At 59.7% G+C, this 21,382-nt stretch carries 14 protein-coding genes and 1 tRNA gene; 2 read left to right on the top strand and 13 right to left on the bottom strand.

What is annotated here, in order from left to right; translation table 11 throughout:
- Positions 1 to 8: 8 nt before the first annotated feature.
- The 7 genes from DARO_RS14295 to modB form a co-directional block, all read right to left on the bottom strand.
- Positions 9 to 2,036, bottom strand: coding sequence for a TonB-dependent receptor domain-containing protein (locus tag DARO_RS14295; protein ID WP_011288517.1), 2,028 nt, complete (start codon positions 2,034 to 2,036; stop codon positions 9 to 11).
- Positions 2,033 to 4,180, bottom strand: coding sequence for an EAL domain-containing protein (locus DARO_RS14290; RefSeq protein WP_011288516.1), 2,148 nt, complete (start codon positions 4,178 to 4,180; stop codon positions 2,033 to 2,035). The genes DARO_RS14295 and DARO_RS14290 overlap by 4 nt, the downstream gene beginning before the upstream one ends.
- A complete protein-coding gene (locus DARO_RS14285; protein WP_011288515.1) occupies positions 4,177 to 6,906 on the bottom strand; it encodes an ATP-binding protein in 2,730 nt (909 codons plus the stop codon). Before DARO_RS14285 ends, DARO_RS14290 begins: the two co-directional genes overlap by 4 nt.
- Positions 6,903 to 7,445 carry a YfiR family protein gene (locus DARO_RS14280; protein ID WP_011288514.1) on the bottom strand — a complete coding sequence of 181 codons (543 nt, stop codon included), beginning with the start codon at positions 7,443 to 7,445 and terminating at the stop codon, positions 6,903 to 6,905. The genes DARO_RS14285 and DARO_RS14280 overlap by 4 nt, the downstream gene beginning before the upstream one ends.
- Positions 7,446 to 7,452: 7 nt before the next feature.
- Entirely contained in the window at positions 7,453 to 9,585 is a 2,133-nt protein-coding gene (locus tag DARO_RS14275) for a TonB-dependent receptor domain-containing protein (RefSeq protein WP_011288513.1), read from the bottom strand.
- Positions 9,586 to 9,920: 335 nt separating this feature from the next.
- Positions 9,921 to 11,000, bottom strand: a complete 1,080-nt coding sequence (gene modC, locus DARO_RS14270) for a molybdenum ABC transporter ATP-binding protein (protein ID WP_011288512.1) — start codon at positions 10,998 to 11,000, stop codon at positions 9,921 to 9,923.
- On the bottom strand, positions 10,997 to 11,683 hold the full coding sequence (gene modB / locus DARO_RS14265) for a molybdate ABC transporter permease subunit (RefSeq protein WP_011288511.1): 687 nt from the start codon (positions 11,681 to 11,683) through the stop codon (positions 10,997 to 10,999). The genes modC and modB overlap by 4 nt, the downstream gene beginning before the upstream one ends.
- 360 nt (positions 11,684 to 12,043) lie before the next feature.
- Between modB and DARO_RS22425 the strand changes: the two genes are divergently transcribed.
- Positions 12,044 to 12,241 carry a hypothetical protein gene (locus tag DARO_RS22425; RefSeq protein WP_083761535.1) on the top strand — a complete coding sequence of 66 codons (198 nt, stop codon included), beginning with the start codon at positions 12,044 to 12,046 and terminating at the stop codon, positions 12,239 to 12,241.
- A 34-nt stretch (positions 12,242 to 12,275) separates the two neighbouring features.
- On the opposite strand, the gene DARO_RS14255 is transcribed toward DARO_RS22425, so the two are convergent.
- From DARO_RS14255 to benA, 6 genes are all read right to left on the bottom strand, one after another.
- A tRNA-Thr gene (locus DARO_RS14255) sits at positions 12,276 to 12,350 on the bottom strand.
- 233 nt (positions 12,351 to 12,583) lie between these two features.
- Positions 12,584 to 13,549, bottom strand: a complete 966-nt coding sequence (locus tag DARO_RS14250) for an AraC family transcriptional regulator (RefSeq protein WP_011288510.1) — start codon at positions 13,547 to 13,549, stop codon at positions 12,584 to 12,586.
- 272 nt (positions 13,550 to 13,821) lie between these two features.
- On the bottom strand, positions 13,822 to 14,598 hold the full coding sequence (locus DARO_RS14245) for a 1,6-dihydroxycyclohexa-2,4-diene-1-carboxylate dehydrogenase (protein ID WP_011288509.1): 777 nt from the start codon (positions 14,596 to 14,598) through the stop codon (positions 13,822 to 13,824).
- Between the two features lie 20 nt (positions 14,599 to 14,618).
- A complete protein-coding gene (benC, locus tag DARO_RS14240) occupies positions 14,619 to 15,629 on the bottom strand; it encodes a benzoate 1,2-dioxygenase electron transfer component BenC (RefSeq protein ID WP_011288508.1) in 1,011 nt (336 codons plus the stop codon).
- A 77-nt stretch (positions 15,630 to 15,706) separates the two neighbouring features.
- A complete protein-coding gene (gene benB, locus DARO_RS14235; RefSeq protein WP_011288507.1) occupies positions 15,707 to 16,195 on the bottom strand; it encodes a benzoate 1,2-dioxygenase small subunit in 489 nt (162 codons plus the stop codon).
- Positions 16,196 to 16,209: 14 nt separating this feature from the next.
- On the bottom strand, positions 16,210 to 17,550 hold the full coding sequence (gene benA, locus DARO_RS14230; protein ID WP_011288506.1) for a benzoate 1,2-dioxygenase large subunit: 1,341 nt from the start codon (positions 17,548 to 17,550) through the stop codon (positions 16,210 to 16,212).
- 252 nt (positions 17,551 to 17,802) lie between these two features.
- Here benA and DARO_RS14225 point away from each other — a divergent pair, with 252 nt between their 5' ends.
- Complete coding sequence (locus DARO_RS14225; RefSeq protein ID WP_011288505.1) at positions 17,803 to 21,363, top strand: indolepyruvate ferredoxin oxidoreductase family protein; 3,561 nt, start codon at positions 17,803 to 17,805, stop codon at positions 21,361 to 21,363.
- Positions 21,364 to 21,382 lie beyond the last annotated feature (19 nt).

Here is a 21,382-nt window from a genome sequence, read left to right as displayed (position 1 = left end):
CGGGCGTCCTAGAAGTGCAGTGTGGTACTGAGCAGCGCAGTGCGTCCGAGTTGCGGCATCTGCCAGCGACGAACGCCCATGACACTGTCGAGTGCGACCGGGTCGTTGTAGCGGTGGTCGAACAGGTTGTAGATGCCGAGCGCGACTTCCCAACGCTTGCCGCTGGGGGCGTAGCTCAGATTCAGATTGGCCAGCGTATAGGACGGAATCCGCTCGGTGCCGAGACAGGCCAGCCGGGCGCTGATCCATTGGGCTTCGAGGCCGGCCATCAGGTGGGTGATGCCGGTCGGTACGGCAACATTCAGCTTGGCCATGTGATGCGGCGAATTGTCAAAGCCGTGGTTCGTTTCGGCTGCATGCTGCACCGTATAGCCGGTGCGCAGCCGACTGCCGTTACTCCAGCGCTGCTCGTATTCGATTTCCAGGCCACTGGCATTGGTATGCGCGCTGTTTTCTGCGACACCAGCTTCGTCGGTGGTCACCATCTTGTCGATGTGGAGGTGGTAGGCCGTGGCCGTGAACCGGGAAAACTGGCTGAAGCGTTTCTCCCATGAAAGCTCCAGCGAACGCATCTTTTCCGGCCTCAGGCTGGGGTTGCCGTAGGCCAGGGCGGGCGTGGCGTAGGCCCGCTCATAAACCGTAGGCACGCGGAATGCGGTGCCGTACAGCACCTTGAACAGCCCGGCCTGGCCGGCATCATGCACGACGCCCAGACGCGGGCTCCAGAACGAGCCCAGGCTGCCCAGGTTGTTGTAGCTCAGGCCCAATGTCAGCAGGTTGGCCGTGCCCAACTGAATCTCGTCCTGGGTCATCAGCGTGAGCTGCCGGCTGTGCTGGCGATCGTCCAGGCATGGAGTGGGGCTGATGCTCATGTCGGCATTGATGCAACCGTAGCCGCGGTCGAAATTGCTCTGGTTCTGGCGCCAGTTGCCTTTGTATTCAAGGCCCACGGTCAGGCGATGGCCGGACCAGCCGGTGTTGACCAGACGATTCTCGATGCCCCACCAGCTACCACGGGCCTTGTCGACGTTCATGGCGTGCGGATCGCCGAGGTCGGCCGAGTAATCGTAGGGGAATGCCCCGTCGTAGCCGTAGTCACCGAAATAGAGGCGCTGGTGCAGCTCGTTGGTGGCATTCAGCTTCCAGCGCTTGCTCAGGTCGAGCAGCGTGTAACGATCCGATTCGACATGGCCGCGGTCGTCGACAATCGTATCGTAGCTGGCAGTCGGCACAATGCGGTCGCGCTTGGCATGGATGAAGCTGAAGTGCCAGTCATCGCCGCGTACCTTGACGAACAGCTGTCCGCCGTCTTCGCCGCCGAGGCGGTGCAGGTCGCGGGAACTGCCGTCGCCATTGACGTCGCTGAAGGCCAGCGTATTGCCATTCACATTGAAGCCGGTGGCTGAAATCAGCACCTCGTTGCCGCCGACCTGGCCGCCCCAACTGGCGCGCAGCCGGCGATTGGCGCCACTGCCCAGACCCAGGCTGGCTTCGGTGCCGACGCTCTGCCCGCTACGGGTGACCACGTTGATCACACCGAACATCGCATCGCCGCCATAGACCGAGGCGCTTGGGCCACGAATGACTTCGATGCGTTCGACCAGGCCGATATCGAGCGGGAATGCCGAATCGACCGGGGCGCTGGCGTAGATGTTTTCGTTGACCGACATGCCGTCGATCAGGATCTGCATGCGAGGACGGTAATCGCCGGGTTGCGAGATGCCACGCACGCCGGCATAGGCGTAGGTATGGTCATCGGTCACGTTGAAGCCCTGCAGCGTGCGCAGGGCATCACCGAGGGTTCGCCAGCCATAGAGGCGAATGTCTTCGTTGGTCAGGATCGAGACGACGGAGGGAATCTGGTCCGGATTTTCGGCAAATTTCGGGGCCGAGACGATATTGACCTTGAGCAGATCCTCCAGCGACAGATCGATGGCATCGATGGCGGCCGAGCAGGGGGCGACCAGACCGAGCAGCAGGGTGAGCAATAGCCCGCTGCCGAATGGCTTCCCGAGGCGTGTGGCGCGTGGTGTCATGGAGTCGGATCCGGGGTTATTCCGGATTCAATGGCCGGCAACTGGAAAGCGATGAATTCGTCAGCCGGCATCGGCCGGGCAAAAAAGAAACCCTGGAAGATGTCGCAGCCCATCGCTCGCAACAGGTCGGCCTGCTGTCGGGTTTCGACACCCTCGGCGACGACCTTCAGGCCGAGGGCGGTGCCCAGCGTGATGATGGCCTGGACCAGCGCCCGTTTCTTGCCCTGTTCCTCGAGGTCGATGACGAAGGAGCGGTCGATCTTGATTTCGTCGATGCTGAAGCGGTTGAGGTAGCCGAGCGACGAGAAGCCGGTACCAAAATCGTCGAGTGAGATGCGGATCCCGCGTTGGCGTAGTTCGTTGATCACCTGGTGCGCGGTATCGGCATTCTGCATCAGCACACTTTCGGTCAGTTCGATGATCAGTTGGCTGGCTGGAACGCCGGTTCGGTTGAGCACTTCATCGATGAACTGGATCAGCGAATGCTGGAAGAAACTCTCGGCCGACAGGTTGATGCTGATCGTGCCGACCTTCTGCCGCATACCCAGCCAGTCGGCGATCAGTTCGCAGACTTGGCTGATCAGCCATTCGCTGATCGGGTGAATGAGGCCAACTTCTTCCGCCAGCGGGATGAAGCGGTCTGGCGTGATGAAGCCGAGCAAGGGGTGTTGCCAGCGCAGCAGGACTTCGGCGCCAATGATTTCGCCGGTGGCCGCGGAAATTTTTGGCTGGAAATAGGGGCGTAGCTGGCCGCCCTGATCGAGCGCCGCACGCAGACCACGTTCCAGAACGAGTCGCTGGGCGGCTTCGTGGTCATGTTTCTGGTCGAAGAAGCTGACTACGGTGCCATTATTGCTGGCGGCACGCAGGGCAACCAGCATGGCGCGCCGGAACAGCTCTGCCGTGTCCGAGGCATCTTCCGGGTAATAGGCAATCCCGATGAAGGGCGTAATCAGCACTTCGTCGCCGAGCAGCAACATCGGCTGGCTTATGGTTTCGTTCACTGCATTGGCGTAGCAGTAGATCTCTTCCCGGTCCAGCACACCAGGCAGCGCCAGCACGAAGGATTGCTCGTCATAACGGGCAAGCTTCGCATCCTGCATGTACTCTCGGTCAGCCGGGCAGTTGCATTGCGGCGGCGTTTTCAGCAAGCCCTTGATGCGGCTGGCAAGGGTACGAATGGCGGCATCCGAGGTCTCTTGTCCGAGGACGGTCGCGACGTCGCGCAGGTTGCTCAGATGAATGTAGAGAATGACCACGCCGGTCTTGTTGTCGTCGGCTTGGAGATCGCGCTCAAGCAGTTCGATCAGGCGATCGCGGTTGTTCAGGCCGGTGACAGGATCGTGCCAGGCCAGCTGGCGGATTTTTTCTTCTTGGGAGACCCGCTCCGAGATGTCTTGGGTGAAGCCGCTGGCACCCTGATAATGATTTTTCTCGTCGAATATGGGAAAGCCGCGTTCGTGAACGTGGTGCCAGAGATTTTCGTTGGCCAGACTGCGTAGCCGATAGTCGATCTGGTATGGACGGCCGGCACGCAATTCTGCCCAGCAGCGCATCAATGCGCTGCGATCTTCGCGATGGACGCGGGCGAGCAGGCGTTTTTCGGAAACCGGTAATTGTGCGGCGGCGATGATGTCCAGGTATTGCCGCGAGGCAGCGCTGATATTGCCCTCGTGGTCCATGGTCCAGTTGCCAAGATGGGCGATCTGCTGGGTATGGATCAGGGTGAGCTGGCTATCGACCAGATCCTTGAAGGCAATCGAGGAGCGCAGCAGGTAGCGTACCCGGTGCGGCAGCAGCGGGATATTGAGTGGCTTGGTAATGAAGTCGGTTGCGCCGCAGCGGTAGGCTTCGTCGATCGATGCCTGATCGTCCAGTGCAGTCAGCATGATGATCGGCAGGTGCTCAAGGCGCTCAATGCGGCGCAGAATCCGGCAGGCCTCGAAACCGTTGATGCCCGGCATCAGCACATCGAGCAGCAGCAAGTCGGGGATATGGCCTTGGGTGATCTGCGAAATGGCTTCCTCGGCCGAGGCAACGGTGGTTACGTCAAATTCATGCTGGGCCAACACCGATTCGGTGATGGTGCGCATCACCGGCTCGTCGTCGACAATCAGGAGCTTGGGCTTGTCGGTCCTGCTCATGATTTGTCTCTGGCCATTTCGGCGAGCGTCGTTTCAGCGGTCAGACGGACTTCTTCAAAGGCCTTGACGATACGGGGCAGCAATGCCTTGCCTGTTTCGATCTGGCTGCCCCGCAGCAGTTTTTCCGCTTCCTTGCACAGTTCAGAAAATTGCTTGATGCCCAGCGCGGCGCTCGAACTCTTCAGGTTGTGCACGATCCGAGTGACATGTTCGAGATTGAATTCCCGGTCCGCGGCCTTCAGCACCTCAACGTGTCTTTCACCTTCGCTCAGGTAAGACTTGATGACCGCCGGGATGATCTGGTGGGCTTGCTCGCCCAGGCTGGCTCGCAGGTCGCTCAGATCGATGACGGTCATGGTCGCGGCATTGTCCCGTTTGCCTGAAAGGGCGGCAAGCGCCTGAGGTTCAGCGGGCGAGGATGGCAGCCAGCGCTGGAACGCCTTGCTGAGCCCCCCAATGGTGACTGGCTTGGTCACATAATCGTCCATGCCGGCTTGCAGACACATCTCACGGTCCCCCGCCAGGGCGTTGGCGGTCAGCGCAATAATCAACTGGCGAGGCTGGTGACGCTCCTTTTCCGCTTCCCGTATCCGGCGTGTCGCCGTCAGGCCGTCCATGATCGGCATCTGGACATCCATCAGCACGAGGTCGAATGGCTCGACTTCGAGGGCTGCCAGGGCTGCCTGGCCGTTGTTGGCATGCCGTACAGTGCAGCCCAGCGTGCTCAGGATCTGTTCAAGGATCAGGCGGTTGGTGTCATTGTCTTCCACCATCAGGACATGAGCGTTGAAATGCAGGTTGCCGGATGCTTCGGGTTCCTTCAAGGTTTCAGTGACCAAGCCCCAGAGTTTGGCCAGTTCAGTCCACAGGGTGAGGTCACCAAACGGTGTGTGTAGTTGGCCCGTGATCCATTCGGGTAGCTCTACTGTCTGCTCGCTCGGCGTTTCCAGATTAAAGACAAACAGGACCGGGAAGGGGGGGGCGGAGTCCGATTGTTCAAGTCTGCTGCGGAAGCTTGGGCTATCTTCGACGATGATTGCGTCAGGCTTGGCTGATTCCAGTATGGTCTGAGCCTCGTTCCAGCATGGCGCCGAGAGGGTGTCGATACCAGCCCAGCGCAACATGGCTTGCCAGTGATTGCTGCGCGCTTCGTTGGCAGAGATGACCAGCACCTGGCGGCCACGCAATTTTGGCATCCAGTCCGGCAAATTGCGGCCAAAACTGTGAGCACATTCGAGCGGCAAGTCGATACTGAACGTCGAGCCCCTTCCGGGGGTGCTTTTCGCGGTAATTTCACCCTCCATCAGGGCGACCAGGTCGTGCACGATGGCGAGGCCGAGGCCGCTGCCGCCGAAACGCCGGCTCATGCTGTTATCGGCCTGGCGGAACGGAGAGAAGATGTCGGCGAGTGCCTGGGCGATGATGCCAATGCCGGTGTCCGTGATTTCGATCAGCAGACGGTTCTGGCCATTCTTGTCCTGTTGCGAACGGCAGGAAATGCGCACGCTGCCGGATTCGGTGAATTTCAGGGCATTGTTCAGCAGATTGGTAATGACCTGGCCTAATCGATACCTGTCGCCAACAATATAGTCCGGCAGTGAAGGTTCGATGTCGAACCACAGATCGAGGTGTCTTTTGCGGGCGGTCGGCGAAAAGACCGAGATGACCTGCTCTATGGTTTCGCGGATGCTGAAGGGCAGTTTTTCCAGCTGGAGCCCGCCGGCTTCGATGCGCGAGAAATCGAGAATGTCGTTCAGCAGGTAAAGCAGGGTATCGGCCGAACTGCGCAGCGTGGTTAACTGGTTCTGCTGGTGCGCGTTCAGAGAGCCGGCCGCGAGCAGATCGGCGACCCCGATGATGCCGTTCATCGGGGTGCGGATTTCATGGCTCATGTTGGCCAGGAAGGCACTCTTGGCGCGGTTGGCTTGTTCTGCGTTGTCCTTGGCTAGGCGGAGTTCCTGAGTGCGCAACTGAACGACATCTTCGAGGTGATCGCGGTACTCGGTCAGTTCATGGTCACGATCGGCGATTTCGATCAGCATCGTATTGAACGCATCGGCGAGCTGGCCGATTTCGTCGTTCGAATACTTGCTGGCCCGCTCCGTGAAGTCTTTCGATTCGGCCACGCGATTTGCCGTGCTGGTCAGCGCGCCAAGTGCCTTTAGCAACGAGTGCTGCATGCGCTGGGCAATGAGCAGTGCGAGGGCGAAGGCGACCAGTGAGGCGACGATGAAGGTCATGAAATCGCTGAGTGCATCGCGCCAGACTTTCTCCAGGCTGGCGGTCATGGCGACCGAACCGATCACATCGCTCCTGATCCGGATCGGGACAATGGTCGTGACATGCGTCCAGTCGACAATGCTGCTGGCTTGGAAAACAATCGCCGGGCCAACATGTTTGGCGTCGGGCTGCAGCGAGTCGGGGCGTTGATAGCGAAAGTTGAAACCGTTGTCCGTGCCCCGCATGCGAGCCAGGACAAGATCGGGGTGCTGGGCAAGGGAACTGAATAGGCGCTCGGCTCCGGCGATATCCTGGAACTCGACCACGGCTGTCGCGTTGAAGGCGATCACTTCGGCCATTGAGCGCAGTTCGGTTAATTTTGCGTCGCGTCGATGGTCGATCTGGCGGATGGCGAAAAACAGCGAGGTCAGCAACAGGCTGATACCCAGCGAGACCGCGATAATCATCGCAAGCCGCCGGCGGATGGGCAGGTTGTCAATGTTCATCGGACGCTTCCTATCACCTGCCGGGCGAGACGCAACATTTGCGAACTGGCCTTCAGGTTGGCCCGGTTTAGGGCATCTGCATTGATGTCAAACTGCAGGCGACCTTCGGTGCGGATCAGGGCAATCGCCCCGCCGTCGCGGGCGAAGGTTTCCGCGTCGCTGACGGTCAGGATGGCCTGTTTGTCTACCCAGCGCAGGACGGCGCCGGCCCGTGCTTCTTCGGTCTCGGGAATGAACAGTTCCTGGCAGTCAGCCAGCTGCTCCGGGCTGTTGACCTTGCGGATGCGCAACTCGCGGCCGCCAACCTGCCGGCCTTCATAGCTGGCCAGATAAGGGCCGAGGCTGTCGCGGCCGAACAGGCAGATATTGACCGTGGTGCGCGTACCCGGCCATTCGATATATTTCAGGAAGTTGACCAGATAGGCAGCCTTCAGCTGTCCTTCCGACGCGACTTCGCCGTAGGTGGTCGGCACAGCCAACAGCAATCCCAGTGAGCATGTCAGCAGGGCTGCAAGTCGGCGGAGCTTGCCGTGGCTCATGGTCGAATCAGAACTTCCAGCGAGTGGTAAACATGACTGATGGCTTGATTTCGTTGGCGATCGTCGGAATGTAGTCGGACAGATATTCGAAACGACGGGCGCCGATCAGGTTGCGGCCGATCACGGCGACTTCCAGGTCTTTGTTGATGCGGTAACCGTAGCGCAGGTCAAGCGTGACATAGCCGGGAATGCGTACATAATTCGGTTCGCTTGAGGCGCTTGGTGTCGCATCGGTAATGTTCACCCGTTCGTAACTGGACATGGCGCGCAACCAGAGATCGAGTTGCTGGCTGGTGGTCATGTTCCACTGCGAACGCAGTGAAGCACTCTCCCGCGGCTTGGCGCGTTGGGTCATCTCAGCATCGGCGTTGGAAATCTGGTCTTTGCCTTCGTCCATGTTGAGCTTGCTCCAGCTATAGGACAACTGCAGTCGCCAGTTTGGTGTCACCAGCCAATCTGCCGCCAGTTCCAAGCCAGTACTCCAGCCGGCGAGTCCGTTGACTGCCTGAATTTCCTGCAGCAGAACCATCTGGCCGGAGAGAATGCCTGGGCAGCGGGCTGGATCAACCTGCATTCCGGGAATGGGAACAAAGAGAAAGGCATTGTTGCAACCAATCAAGCCCGACTGGCTGCCGCTGCGCAGTTTGGTGTAGCGGTAGCGATAGGCCGTCATGTCTGCACTGACGGTGTTTGAAAATTGCTTGCGATAGCCGAGTTCGAGACCCTCGGCTTTTTCCGCATTCAGGCCCTGAGCACTAGGGCGTGCATATTGAACGATAGGCAGATTGCCGAACTGCGTCTGTTGAACGGTTAATCCAGCCAGGATGGAGACGTCTTGTTCCGCACGTGCAGCGGTACGTGGTGCGCGGGCGTATTTCAGCCAGACGCTATCCATCTGCGACGGCGTCCACAGCAAGGTGGCATGGGGCGAATAACTACTGTCGTTGCGCGTGGCTTTGTCCCAGCGCATGCCGAGTCCGAGCTTGAGGGATTCAGGAATCAGCGTCCAATCGTCCTGCACGAAAATGCCGCTGGTGCGATGGATGAAGCTGGGATTCTGGATCTGGAGGTAACTCCCGGTGGCGGAGACGTCGTCAGATGAATTTCTGAGACCAAGGCCCCACTGAACGTCATGAGTGCCAATGGCGTAGCGCCCAAGATAGTCGAGGTCGAAGGTGGTGCGTGATTCGTCGATGAAGTCGGTGATTTCTATCCCAGACCTGCTGCCGGAAAGCTGCAGCGAAGATTCGATGCCGATGTCGCTGAGCCAGCGGTAGCGACCGACCAGTGTTTCGCTATGCAAGCGTTGCATGAAACTCATTGGGCTAAGTGCAATGCTCCCGCCGATATTTTCAGGCTTGATCTGCCACAGGTCACCCAGCGACGAGCGGGAGGCATTGGCCCAGATGGCCAGATCGCTGCCCGCCCCAAGGTCGCGGTCGAAACGGAAATCGACAACGCCATTCTTCAGTCGATCCTCGGCATCGTCGCGGCTGTCGAATTGCTTCGAAGGCTCGGCGTAGCGGCCTTGAACGGAAAGCTTGAAACTCGTTTTTACGTCGAGCGACTGGCCGATACGGGCGTAGACATTGCCGTAGCCCTGCGAGCCGACGGTCACATTGGCCGCGCCTCCGGTCTGGTTCCGGCTGTGCTTGCTGATGATGTTGATCACGCCGTTAACTGCATTGGCCCCCCACATCACGGCACCGGCACCGCGAATGATTTCGATACGTTCGATGTCTTCGAGCGGGATGGGATCGAGTTCCCACAGGACCCCCGAGAACATCGGGTGATAGATGCTGCGGCCGTCGATCAGTACTTGCAGTTTGTTGGCAAAGCGACCGTTGAAGCCGCGAGCGGTTACGGCATAGCGCCCGTTGTCGATCTGGGCCACTTCGATGCCAGGTGCCATGCGCAACACGTCAGGCAGGGCCTGAGCGCCGGAGCGACGAATGTCTTCGGAGGATATGACGAAAGCTGCGGCAGCGACATCGCTCAGGCTCTGGCTCTTGCGTGACACAGAGGTCACCTCGGTCTTGACGAGGTCTTCCAGACCCAGTTCGTCGAGACTATCCCCTGTCGCATGACTGCTGGGGCTGAAGGCCGCCAGCATGGCGATCCACAAAGTCGCTCGCTTCATTTTTCTTTCCTGCCAACCGAACGGCTGATAAATATATTGATTTTGACAAAAATGGGCGGTTCGGTAGCCATTTTCCCTTACTGTTTTTTGGAATGCAAGTGTAATTATTGCTTAAGTGTTAGATATGTCACTTGGTCAATGGAGCAGCTGTTGGTGCATTGCGGGGAGGCTGTTCTGGTACTGGATTAGGCCTGTCGAGGCCTTCCGGTGATCTTTCCTGGCCCGGGACGAGGCTCCCCGTTACTCAATATCAATGCCAAAAGTGATCAAAATGATGTGGCGGCATGTCGAGCCGAGGGGGGGGCGAACCCTCGTCCTGGAAATGGATGTGGGGCTCAGGCGAGCAAAGCAACGGCCTTGATCTGGGCTCGCAGCGCCAGACCGGGGCGGATCTCCAGTTTTTCGGCCGAGCGGCGGGTAATGCGGGCGAGCAGTGGTTCGCCGGTAACATCAAGCTTGACCAGCACATGGCCCGGTGTATCGGTCGGGGCCAGGTCGACGACGCTGGCGCTGACGCAATTCAGGATGCTGCTTTGCATCTGTGGGAGCAGCGTCAGGCTGACGTCGCGGGCATGGATGCGGCAGCGCAACGGGGTGCCGACCGGTTCGTGGCGGCGCGAGACATAGATTGCTCCGCCGGGAAACTCAAGGCGTGTCAGGTCGTCGACTTCATGTTCGGCCACCGTCGCCTCGATGACCACGCCAGCGTCGTCGGCAAAGGCGGCGGGGAGGTCTATCCGGCTGAGGACCTGATTCAGCGCGCCGCTGGCGACAACCCTGCCGGCATCGAGCAGAACCAGATGATCGGCCAGCCGCGCCACTTCATCCGGTGCATGGCTGACGTAAATGATCGGGATCGCCAGTTCACTATGCAAGCGCTCCAGATAAGGCAGGATTTCCAGCTTGCGCTTGAGGTCGAGCGCGGCCAGCGGCTCGTCCATCAGCAGAATTTTTGGCGCAGCGAGCAGGGCCCTGGCGATGGCTACGCGCTGGCGCTCGCCGCCAGATAATTGATCAGGGGGGCGGTTGAGCAGATGCGCGATGCCGAGCAACTCGGCGATTTCCGGCAAGCTAAAGCGGGTAGTTCCGGTGGTCTTTCTTTTCAGGCCGAACTCCATGTTGCCACGTACCGACAGGTGGGGGAACAGGCTGGCTTCCTGAAAGACGACGCCGAGGGCGCGGCGGTGTACCGGTATGAAGTGGCCACGCGATTCGTCCTGCCAGACCTCATCGCCAAGTGCGAAATATCCCGCGGAGGCCCGCTCCAGTCCGGCCATTGCCCGCAGGCAGGTGGTCTTGCCCGAGCCGGAGTGGCCGAACAGTGCGGTGATGCCGCGACCCGGCAGGCTCAGGTCGACATCGAGTGTGAAATCGCTGCGGTCAACGCGGAATCTGGCCTTGATCTCGGTATTCATGTGTTTTTCCGCCGGGCGGGATTGAAGGTGTACAACCCGAGCAATACCGCAAAGCTGAACACCACCATGCCGCCAGCCAGCCAGTGAGCCTGCGCGTATTCCAGCGCTTCGACATGATCGTAGATCTGGACCGAAACCACACGCGTCTTGTCCGGGATGTTGCCACCGATCATCAAGACAATGCCGAATTCGCCCACGGTGTGGGCAAAGCCGAGAATGGCCCCGCTCAGGAAGCCTGGTTTTGCCAACGGTACGGCGACCGACCAGAAGGCATCCCAGGGAGTGGCGCGCAGTGTTGCGGCGACTTCCAGCGGTCGCTCGCCGATGGCCTCGAAGGCGTTCTGGATCGGCTGAACGACGAAGGGAAGCGAGTAGAACACTGAGGCGATGACCAGCCCGGGGAAAGTGAAGGGCAGCAGGCCAAGACCCAGCGATTGGGTCAGTTGCCCGACAGCGCCGTGCGGACCCATGGCGATCAGCAGGTAGAAGCCGAGGACAGTTGGTGGCAGGACCAGCGGCAATGCGACGACGGCGCCAACCATGCCTTTGAAGGCCGAGCTCGTCCGAGCCAGCCACCAGGCGATCGGGGTGCCGATCACGAGCAGCAGCGCCGTGACCACGGTAGCGAGCTTCAGGGTCAGCCAGATGGCAGAGAGGTCGGCAGAGTACGCGGCAGTTTCCATGATTGAGGACAAGCGAACAGTGCGTGCAGTTTACACAGGGTGGTCGTGATGTCGACGTGCGAGGTGCTCAAGGCCTCAGCGCCCAGGGGCAGAAAACGGCAATGTTGATGCTTGATGCCCGCAATGGGGCCGCAGTGCGCATTGCCACATTGCGCCGCGAGATCGATGCGGGACTAATGTCGCCAGCGTGCAGGCCCAGGCCTGGTGTGCTTGTTTGTCGGATCGGGATGCATTTCTTGCCTGAAAACTCATGCAGGAAAACCGGCCGATGTATTCATGATGCGTACCGTGAATTTGATCACGCAGGCTTTTTGCCGGGTCGGGCAAAATGAAATCACTGAATAACGAGAGCAATAAAAAATGTCTGCATTGACCTCCCAGCTTTCCCACTCGCAGGCCAGCGGATCAAACGTAGGCAGGGGTGAGAACCAGGCGGCCGAGCGCGATCTTGGCCAGTTCAGTCTGCGTGATACCTTGAACGGAATTTCGGTTCGTGAGGCGAATTTCGCTGAATTCCTGGCTGCACTCAAGCAGAGTGGCCTCCAGCCGGTCAAATAAGCAGACTCGGCGCCGCGTCGCGGCAAAAAAGGCGTGGTGCCCATGGGCAGGATCGAACTGCCGACCTCTCCCTTACCAAGGGAGTGCTCTACCACTGAGCCACATGGGCAACCTGGTGCTCCTGACGGGGGCAATGTAATCGCTGTCTAAGCCGGGTTTACGTTGTTTTGTCTGGTTCGATCTTTTGGACGCTGCCAGAACTACCATCATTTGCAATGCGCTTGAGGATTATTGCTGCAACACTCCTCAGATCGTGATTGGTGGTCTCGACTCAAAGCGGGGCGCATTGTACCAGCGTATTTCTTTTTTTGAGCTCCATTTGCTGGATATGTTGGTTTTTATTCAGATTTGTTTTTGTCTGGAGCGGATCGTTTCGGAGGGCAATACGCCAAAATTCGATTTGTAGAGCTCGGAAAAACGACCGAGATGCGTGAATCCGTATTCGAGCGCAACGGCCGTCACGTTGGCCACATGACTGGTGGGATTGATCAGGGTGCTGTAGACCTGTTCGAGTTTCTTTTGCCTGATGAAGTTCTTGGGCGTGGTCTTGGCGTTCTTCTCGAATAGCAGGTACAGCGAGCGCAGGCTGAGATGCGAGTATTGAGCGAGCTCTTCGGCCGTAATGTCGCGCTTGATATTGTTTTCGATGTATTTGACCAGGCGGTCGAAGGATACCGATTGCAGGCTCGGGGGCGTCAGGCTGACGTTGTGCTTGAGCATGGTCATCAGCTTGCCAGTGACCACGCGGTTGTAGTGCTGGAGCATTTGCGGGGTTGCCATGCTTGATTCGGCTTCCTGGCAGAGCAGGCCAAGGAGCTGGATCAGGCTGTCAAGTTCTTCGAACTTGTAGGGAACCTGGTTGAACTTGATGCATTCGTTTGGCTTGAACCAGCTGTGTTCGATACAGGCTTCGCTGAACAGACTGCTTGGAATGCGGACGATGAATTTCTCGCAATCCTCGGAGTAGGTCAGGTCGATCGGCTCTTCCGGGTTGATCAGCAGCACATGGCCGGCCGAAAGGCTCAGGGATTCCCGATAGAGTTCGTAGCGGCAATGACCGCGCAGAATGAACTGGACGTGATAAATGTCGGGCAGCCCTTCCGAGACGATGCGGGCCTGGGCGCCGTAGCTCAGGCGGCAGAGATCGAGACTGCCGGCCTTGCGGTGATTCAGGGAGGCAGCGGCACCGGTGCTGTTGGAGAGGCGTAGGCCGTGCGATCCGACATGCTGGTTGACGTAATCGGAAACCTCGAAGGGGTTGGCGCCCGAAAAGACATTGCTCTGGCCATTCAGAAAACTGAGGTTCATGGTGATGCCCCCCGTCCGCGGCATGGCCTCGGCGGTTTTCTCAATTGTGCGTGCGTCATGAACCTTCCTCCGATTCCTGTCGTGGGCCCTGCCTGATTTTCGTACTTGACTTCTAGCGGTCAAATTATCGATATAAACAATAATCTCGAGTTTATGTCAAAATGAACTGATTGGCTAATGTTTAATTATAGTTCTAGCCAAAAAAATGCCGCAGCATCGGATGATGCGGCGGCATATCAAGGGCCGTCAGGGAACGGCTAGAGGAGGGGAAATCAGCCGAGGTCGCCGCCACCGACCGGCAAGACTGATCCGGTCATGTAGGCGGATTCGTCGGAGGCCAGGAAAAGAATCGGATCGGCTTGTTCGTCGAGCGTGCCATAGCGCTTCATCACGCTGCTATCGAGGGACTGGGTGTAGATCTGCTTGTACCAGGCCTGCTCCTGCTCGCTCTGTTTGGCCGTATTGCGGGGGATGATGCGTGGCGGGGCTTCGGTGGCGCCGGGCGCGGTGGCGTTCACTCGAATACCGCGTTCGCCGTTTTCAAATGCCAGGCAGGCGGTCAGCGCATTGACCCCGCCCTTGGCGGCGCCGTAGGGCACGCGATTGACCCCACGGGTGGCGATCGACGAGACGTTGACGATGGATCCTTTGCCCTTTTCGAGCATGTAGGGCAGGGCGGCCCGGCAGCACCAGAGCGTCGGGAACAGGGAACGGCGCACCTCGGCCTCGATTTCGTTTTCGGCGTAGTGCTCGTAAGGCTTGGTCCAGATCGTGCCGCCGACGTTGTTGATCAGGATGTCGATGCGGCCGAAACGCTCGACGGCGGCGGCCATGACGCGCTCGCATTCGGAAAATTTCTCGAGGTCGGCGGTCAGGCTGATCACCTCGTTCTTGGCGCTGAGCGATTTGGCGACGTCGTGGACGATCTCGGCCCGGTCGACGAGCACCAGGATGCCTTTTTCCGCGGCCATGCGTTCGGCGACGCGTTTGCCGATGCCTTGGGCGGCGCCGGTGATGACGGCAACTTTGTTCTTGAATCGATTGTTCATGATGTTTTCCCGAGAATGGATCAAACGCTGGCGGCGAATTTTTCGTAATGGAAGCTGGCCGGCTGGATGGCGCGCTCACGCAGGTTTTGGGCGACTGCCTCGACCATCGGCGGTGGACCGCAGAGATAGATGTCGACATCGCCATCGTTCAGCTGGGCCGGCTCAATGTGCTGGGTAACGTAGCCCTTTTTCGGTTGGGCGCTGTCGGCGGCGACGACGACCAGGGCGTAGGTGAAGTTGGGCAGCGTGGCGGCGAAGGCGGCGAGTTTGTCGAGTTCGACCAGGTCGGTGTCGGTGTTGACGCCGTAGATCAAGTGGATGGCGTGGGCGCTACCGCCGTCGGCCACCACCTTGTCGAGCATGGCGAGGAAGGGGGCGAGGCCGGTGCCACCGGCCAGCATGAGGACCGGGCGCTTGATTTCGCGCAGGTAGAAGCTGCCCAGGGGACCGGCCATCGTGATGCTGTCGCCGGCCTTGGCCTGTTCGCGCAGGTAGCCGCTCATCAGGCCGCCCGGTACATTGCGGATCAGGAAGGAAACGCTGCCCTCCTTCGGCATCGAACTGTACGAGTAGGCGCGGTGCTGCGGGGTGCCGGGTACCGCCAGGTTGGCGTACTGGCCGGGCAGGAAGGCCAGCTTGTTGAGTGCTTCGCCGGACAGGGTCAGGCTGATCGTGCTGTCGGAGAGCTGGCGCAGGTCGGAAATCGTGGCGTTGAAGCTGGCCTGCTTGGTCTTGCAGACATCGGAAGAGGCGGGAACGCGAACGACACAGTCACCTTGCGGGTACATCTGGCAGGTGAGGACCATGCCTTGGGCGGCTTCGTCGGCGCTCAGGGCATCGTCGATATATTCGCCGAGGCGGAAGCTGCCGGATTCGCAGGAGCACTTGCAGGCACCGCAGGCGCCGTCGCGGCAATCGATGGGAACATTGATACTTTGGCGGTAGGCGGCATCGGCCACGGTTTCAGTGGGCTTGCAGTCGATGAAGCGGGTGACGCCATCTTCGAAATTCAGGGCGATTCGGTAGGTCATGGTTGTCTCCGTTTGGGGCGGTCGATGCCGCTTTCCGGGCAGGCTGTCTGTGGCAGCCCGCCCGGACTTCCCTTTTGTTAGATGTGGTAAACGTCGATCACGTGACGGATGTAATCCGTCTTCAGGACGATCTTCTTGTCCTTGATGATCGGGCTCGCGCCGGAGGTGTCGAGGGTGTAGAAGCTGGTGCCGCAGAAGTGGTCGGTGTGGTTGTAACGGACGCTCATCGTGTGCCAGTTGAAGCGCAGCTTGATGACGCCGTTACCCTGTTCGAGGATTTCAACGTTGGTAATGTTGTGCGAGGTGCGGGTATCCGGAATCGTCGCGCTGGAGCGCTCGGTACGGATGCGGAAGATGCGGTCTTCCAGGCCGGCCCGGCGGCCGTACCAGATCAGCGAAATTTCGCTCTGCGGATCTTCGGTCAGGTTGCCGTCGTCGTCCCAGGCCGGCATCCAGAAGGTGCAGTTCTCGTCATACAGGGCCAGCCAGCTGTCCCAATCGCTTTCATCGAGCAGGCGCGCTTCGCGGTAGAGGAAGGCGCAAACGTTTTCATAAGACATGGTCATGCTGTCATCTCCTTTTATGCTTTTGCTTCTTCGGCGGCGTGGGCGCGGTGCATCTGTTCCAGCCAGTAGGTGTGCTGGGCGACGTAGAGGCCTTCGTCTTCGGTCTTGACGCCGGACAGGATGGGCTTCAGTCCGATCTTGTCGGCTTCGGCATCGGGGCCTTCGACCCAGTGCTCGGCGCCGCGCGACATGTCGTTCCATTCCAGATAAGCGCCATTGAAACCTTCCTGGCAGGCGCGGAACTCTTCCAGATCGTCCGGCGTGGCCATGCCGGAGGCGTTGAAGAAGTCCTCGTACTGGCGGATGCGTTTGGCACGGGCTTCCGGCGATTCACCCTTGGGGGCGATGCAGTAGATGGTGACTTCGGTGCGGTCAGGCGCCAGCGGGCGGAAGACGCGGATCTGGGAGCTGAACTGGTCCATCAGGAAAACGTTCGGGTACAGGCAGAGGTTGCGCGAGTTCTTGATCATCCAGTCGGCCTTGGCTTCGCCGAATTCGCCGACCAGGCGGTCGCGCTGTTCCATTAGCGGACGGTCTTCCGGGTTGTCCCAGCGCGTCCACAGCAGCAGGTGGCCATTCTCGAAGGAATAGGAACCGCCGCCATTCTTGGCCCAGCCGCCGGCGCTCATGGCATTGATGTCATCGCCGGCGTCACGGCTCTTGCGCTGGGCCTGGGTGGCCGCATAGTTCCAGTGGGTGGCGGTTACGTGGTAACCGTCGGCGCCGTTTTCGGCCTGCAGCTTCCAGTTGCCTTCGTAGACATAGGTCGATGCGCCGCGCAGTACTTCCAGACCATCCGCCGACTGGTCGACGATCATGTCGATGATTTTCTTCGATTCGCCGAGATACTCTTCCAGCGGCAGGACATCGGCATTCAGGCTGCCGAACAGGAAGCCCTTGTAGGACTCGAAGCGGGCAATCTTCTTCAGGTCGTGCGAGCCGTCGCAATTGAAGGTGGCCGGGTAGCCCGTGCCTTCCGGGTCCTTGATCTTGAGCAGCTTGCCGGAGTTGTTGAAGGTCCAGCCGTGGAACGGGCAGGTGTAAGTGCCCTTGTTGCCGTGCTTGAAGCGGGCCAGCGTGGCGCCGCGGTGAGCACAGGCGTTGATGAAGCAATTGAGCTGGTTGTCCTTGTTGCGGGTGATGAACACCGGCTGACGACCCATCTTGGTCGTGTAGTAATCGTTGATCTTGCCGACCTGGCTTTCATGCGCCAGGTAAATCCAGTTGCCTTCGAACAGGTATTTCATCTCCAGATCGAACAGTTCCTGGCTGGTGAACATTTCGCGCTTGCAGCGAAACAGGCCCTTCTCTTTGTCTTTCTGGATCAGTGAATCCAGATATTCCTTGGTGATCATGTGCGGAGTCTCCAGTGTTATTTGCTCGGAGATGCCATGGTAGGGATGCGTCCGCAGTCGAAATATCCAGTTTTTGCAGTATCGATATCCGAATTCTGCATTGTTTAACGAATTGCATTTTTTGGACAAAAGTCCTGCAGAAACTGGATATTGCCGAAATCGACAGCCCCCTAATCTACGCTCCAGATCGCTTCCGGAAGGCGCCCGCCAGATCCGGAAGCAGACAAAACAAACCAACGGAGACAAGCGGGTATGGCTGCAGCAAATGAATCGTCGAAGCAAAAAATCGTCAATGCCTTCACCCAGGAATCAGGTGACATCCATCTGGGCGGTATCGACGCGCTGGTTCGCCTGACGCTGGATCAGGTCCGTACCGACGCCCGGCGTGGCCTGAAGACCGGCATGTTCGTCTCAGGCTACCGCGGCTCGCCGGTTGGCATGCTGGATGCAGCGCTGATCAAGCAGCAGAAGACCCTGCTCCAGAACAATATTCACTTCGTCGACGGCATCAACGAAGACCTCGCCGCCACCGCCGTGTGGGGCACCCAGATGCTGCACACCGTCGGCCAGCAGAAATTCGATGGGGTCACCGGCCTGTGGTACGGCAAGGCCCCTGGAGTTGATCGCTCCGGCGATGCGCTGAAGCACGCCAACTACACCGGCATCGGCAAGAACGGTGGCGTCCTGGCCATCGCCGGCGACGACCCGAGCTGCAAGAGCTCGTCCCTGTGCTCGCAATCCGAACCCATGCTCTACCACGTCGGGATGCCTTCGCTCTATCCGGCCAACGTCCAGGAAATCCTTGACCTCGGCCTGCACGGCTACAACATGTCTCGCCTGGCCGGCCTGTGGGTTGGCATGAAGATCGTCACCAACGTCGCCGACGGCACCGGCACCGCCAACATCTCGCCCGAGCGCCTGGATTTCGTCACGCCCGATTTGACCTTCGACGGCAAGCCCTTCACCCCGAACATGAACCTCGGCATGAACGTGCGCGTCGAGGCGCTGGAGATGGAGCAGTCGCTTTACACCCGCCGGCACGAGATCGCCAGGCGCTACGCCCGGGCCAACAACCTCAACAACGTCGTTTTTCCGAACCCGGATGCCTGGCTCGGCATCATCACGGCCGGCAAGACCTACAACGACCTTAACCAGGCCTTCCTGGAAATGGGGCTGGATGACGCTGCGCTCAAGCACTACGGCATCCGCATCCTGAAGATGGGCATGCTGTTCCCGATGGAGCCGACCGTTGTCCGCGAGTTCGCTCAGGGTCTGGAAGAAATTTTCGTCATCGAGGAAAAGCGCCCCTTCCTCGAAATGTTCGCCAAGGAAGTCCTCTACGGTACGGCTAACGCGCCACGCATCGTTGGCAAGTTCGACGATGAGGGCAAGGAACTGCTGCCGCATTACGGCGAATTCGAATCCGACCTCATCGTTCGCGCCCTGTTGAAGCGCCTGTCGCGCAAGACCCGCATCGAATCGGCCGAGAACTGGCTGAAACGCCTCGACGAAGTGCATTCGCGCAACAAACTGCCGACCTCGGTGCGCACCGCCTGGTATTGCTCCGGCTGCCCGCACAACAGTTCCACCGTTGCACCGGACGGCAGCCTCGTTTCGGCCGGCATCGGCTGTCACACCATGGCCATGTGGATGGGCCGCAATGTCGTGATGGGCACCCACATGGGCGCCGAAGGCACGCAGTGGATCGGCATGGCGCCTTTTACCGAAGCGCAGCACATCTTCCAGAACATGGGGGATGGCACCTACGCCCACTCCGGCAGCCTGGCCATCCGCTACGCCGCTTCGACCGGCGTCAACATCACCTTCAAGCTGCTGCGCAATGCCCATACCTCGATGACCGGCGGTCAGGCCATCCAGGGCGAAGTGCCAGTCCAGAACATGGTCGCCGACCTGCTGGCCAACGGCGTCAAGAAGATCATCGTCACGACCGACGACCCGGCTCGTTTCGCTGCCGTCAATCTGCCCGGCAATACCGAAGTCTGGCATCGCGACCGCCTTGACGAAGCCCAGCGCGAACTCGCTGCGACACCCGGTACCACCGTTCTGCTCCATGACCAGGAATGCGCCGCCGAACTGCGCCGCGCCCGCAGTCGGGGCAAGGCCGAGGAACCGGCTGAAGTCATCGTGATCAATGAACGCGTCTGCGAAGGCTGCGGCGATTGCGGCGAAAAATCCAACTGCATGAGCGTTGAACCGGTGGCCACCGAGTTCGGCCGCAAGACGCGCATTCACCAGTCGTCGTGCAACAAGGACTTCAGCTGCGTCAAGGGCTTCTGCCCATCATTCCTGACCGTCACGCCGAATCCGGCACCAGCGACCGATGGCAAGAAACCAAAGAAGGGCCGCATCCCGGCGCTCGAGCGCGAACTGCCGACCCCGGTCAACAAAATCGATGATTCCATAGGCGTCGGTATCCACGTCATGGGTATCGGTGGCACCGGTTCGGTCACCGTCGTCGCTACCTTGGCCAACGCCGCTCGCCTCGAAGGCAAGCATGTCATCGGCCTCGACCAGACCGGCCTGGCCCAGAAGGGTGGGGCGGTGATCTCCGATATCAAGATCACCCACGCACCGTTCAAAGGCTCGAACAAGATTTCCGACGGCCGGGCCGACCTCTATCTGGGCTTCGACATCCTGAATGCGACGGACCCGAAGAACCTCGACAAGTGCGGCAAGGAACGCACCATCGCCGTCGTGTCCACGACCCAGACGCCGACCGGCCAGATGGTGACCAATCGCCACAATCAGTTCCCGGCCATCAACGGCTTGGTTGCCGGCATCAACCGGGTCAGCCGCGAGGAACACAACGTCTTCCTCGACGGACAGGCGATGGCCGAAGGGCTGTTCGGCGATGCCATGGCAACCAACAACTTCATGGTCGGTGTCGCTTTCCAGGCCGGCACCATTCCGCTCAAGGCCGAGTCGATCGAACAAGCCATCAAGAACTCTGGTGTGGCGGTCGACATGAGCCTGGCGGCTTTCCGCTGGGGACGCATGGTCGTTGTCGACCGTAGCTTCGTCGAAGCCGAGATCGCCAGGCACAAGGCCGGCGGCACCGTCATCGCGCTGCACCAGGCGCCGAAGCTGACCGCGGCAGCCCGCGCCATCGTCGATCCCATCGGTGCCACGGGGGAAACGAAGCGTCTGGCCGAGATTCGGGTGCCGGAACTGATCGCCTTCCAGGACGAAGCTTATGCCCAGCGCTACGCCGACGTACTCCAGCGGGTCGTCGCTGCCGAGCAGCGTGTCGGCACCGATGGTCAGTTGGCGGCCGCTGCCGCCCGCTACCTGTACAAGCTGATGGCCTACAAGGACGAATACGAAGTCGCCCGCCTGCATACCGATCCGGCTTTCCTGGCCGAACTCGATGCGCAGTTCCCGCATGGCTACTCGGTGAAATACAACCTGGCGCCGCCGTTGCTGGCTGAGCGTGACCCGCAGACCGGGCATCTCCAGAAGAAGCAGTACGGTCCGTGGATGACCAAGGCGTTCAGGAAGCTGGCCGGTTTCAAGGGGCTGCGCGGCGGTTCGCTCGACCTGTTTGGCAAGAGCGAGGAGCGCCGGGTCGAACGTCAGTTGATCGACGAATACATCGCCCAGCTCGACGAGATCGTCGCCCAGTTGACTTCGGCCAACCACGAAGCGGCCATCGCCCTGGCCAGCGTGCCCGACGAGATTCGCGGTTACGGGCATGTCAAGGAAAAGAGCCTGGCGGCTGCGAAAGCCTTGCAGGCGGAACGTCTGCAGGCCTTCCTGACGGCCAGACCGGTCATCGAAATCAAGACCGCTTAACGAATTTTTATAACAAACA

The organism is Dechloromonas aromatica RCB (assembly GCF_000012425.1).
This window is presented reverse-complemented; position numbering and strand designations above follow the sequence as displayed.

Coding starts and splice junctions, on each gene's coding strand:
- DARO_RS14245 (WP_011288509.1), bottom strand. CDS start 14,598: ATGAACAATCGATTCAAGAACAAAGTTGCCGTCATCACCGGCGCCGCC.
- modC (WP_011288512.1), bottom strand. CDS start 11,000: ATGAATACCGAGATCAAGGCCAGATTCCGCGTTGACCGCAGCGATTTC.
- benC (WP_011288508.1), bottom strand. CDS start 15,629: ATGACCTACCGAATCGCCCTGAATTTCGAAGATGGCGTCACCCGCTTC.
- DARO_RS14275 (WP_011288513.1), bottom strand. CDS start 9,585: ATGAAGCGAGCGACTTTGTGGATCGCCATGCTGGCGGCCTTCAGCCCC.
- benB (WP_011288507.1), bottom strand. CDS start 16,195: ATGACCATGTCTTATGAAAACGTTTGCGCCTTCCTCTACCGCGAAGCG.
- DARO_RS14290 (WP_011288516.1), bottom strand. CDS start 4,180: ATGAGCAGGACCGACAAGCCCAAGCTCCTGATTGTCGACGACGAGCCG.
- DARO_RS14225 (WP_011288505.1), top strand. CDS start 17,803: ATGGCTGCAGCAAATGAATCGTCGAAGCAAAAAATCGTCAATGCCTTC.
- modB (WP_011288511.1), bottom strand. CDS start 11,683: ATGGAAACTGCCGCGTACTCTGCCGACCTCTCTGCCATCTGGCTGACC.
- DARO_RS14250 (WP_011288510.1), bottom strand. CDS start 13,549: ATGAACCTCAGTTTTCTGAATGGCCAGAGCAATGTCTTTTCGGGCGCC.
- DARO_RS14285 (WP_011288515.1), bottom strand. CDS start 6,906: ATGAACATTGACAACCTGCCCATCCGCCGGCGGCTTGCGATGATTATC.
- benA (WP_011288506.1), bottom strand. CDS start 17,550: ATGATCACCAAGGAATATCTGGATTCACTGATCCAGAAAGACAAAGAG.
- DARO_RS22425 (WP_083761535.1), top strand. CDS start 12,044: ATGTCTGCATTGACCTCCCAGCTTTCCCACTCGCAGGCCAGCGGATCA.
- DARO_RS14295 (WP_011288517.1), bottom strand. CDS start 2,036: ATGACACCACGCGCCACACGCCTCGGGAAGCCATTCGGCAGCGGGCTA.
- DARO_RS14280 (WP_011288514.1), bottom strand. CDS start 7,445: ATGAGCCACGGCAAGCTCCGCCGACTTGCAGCCCTGCTGACATGCTCA.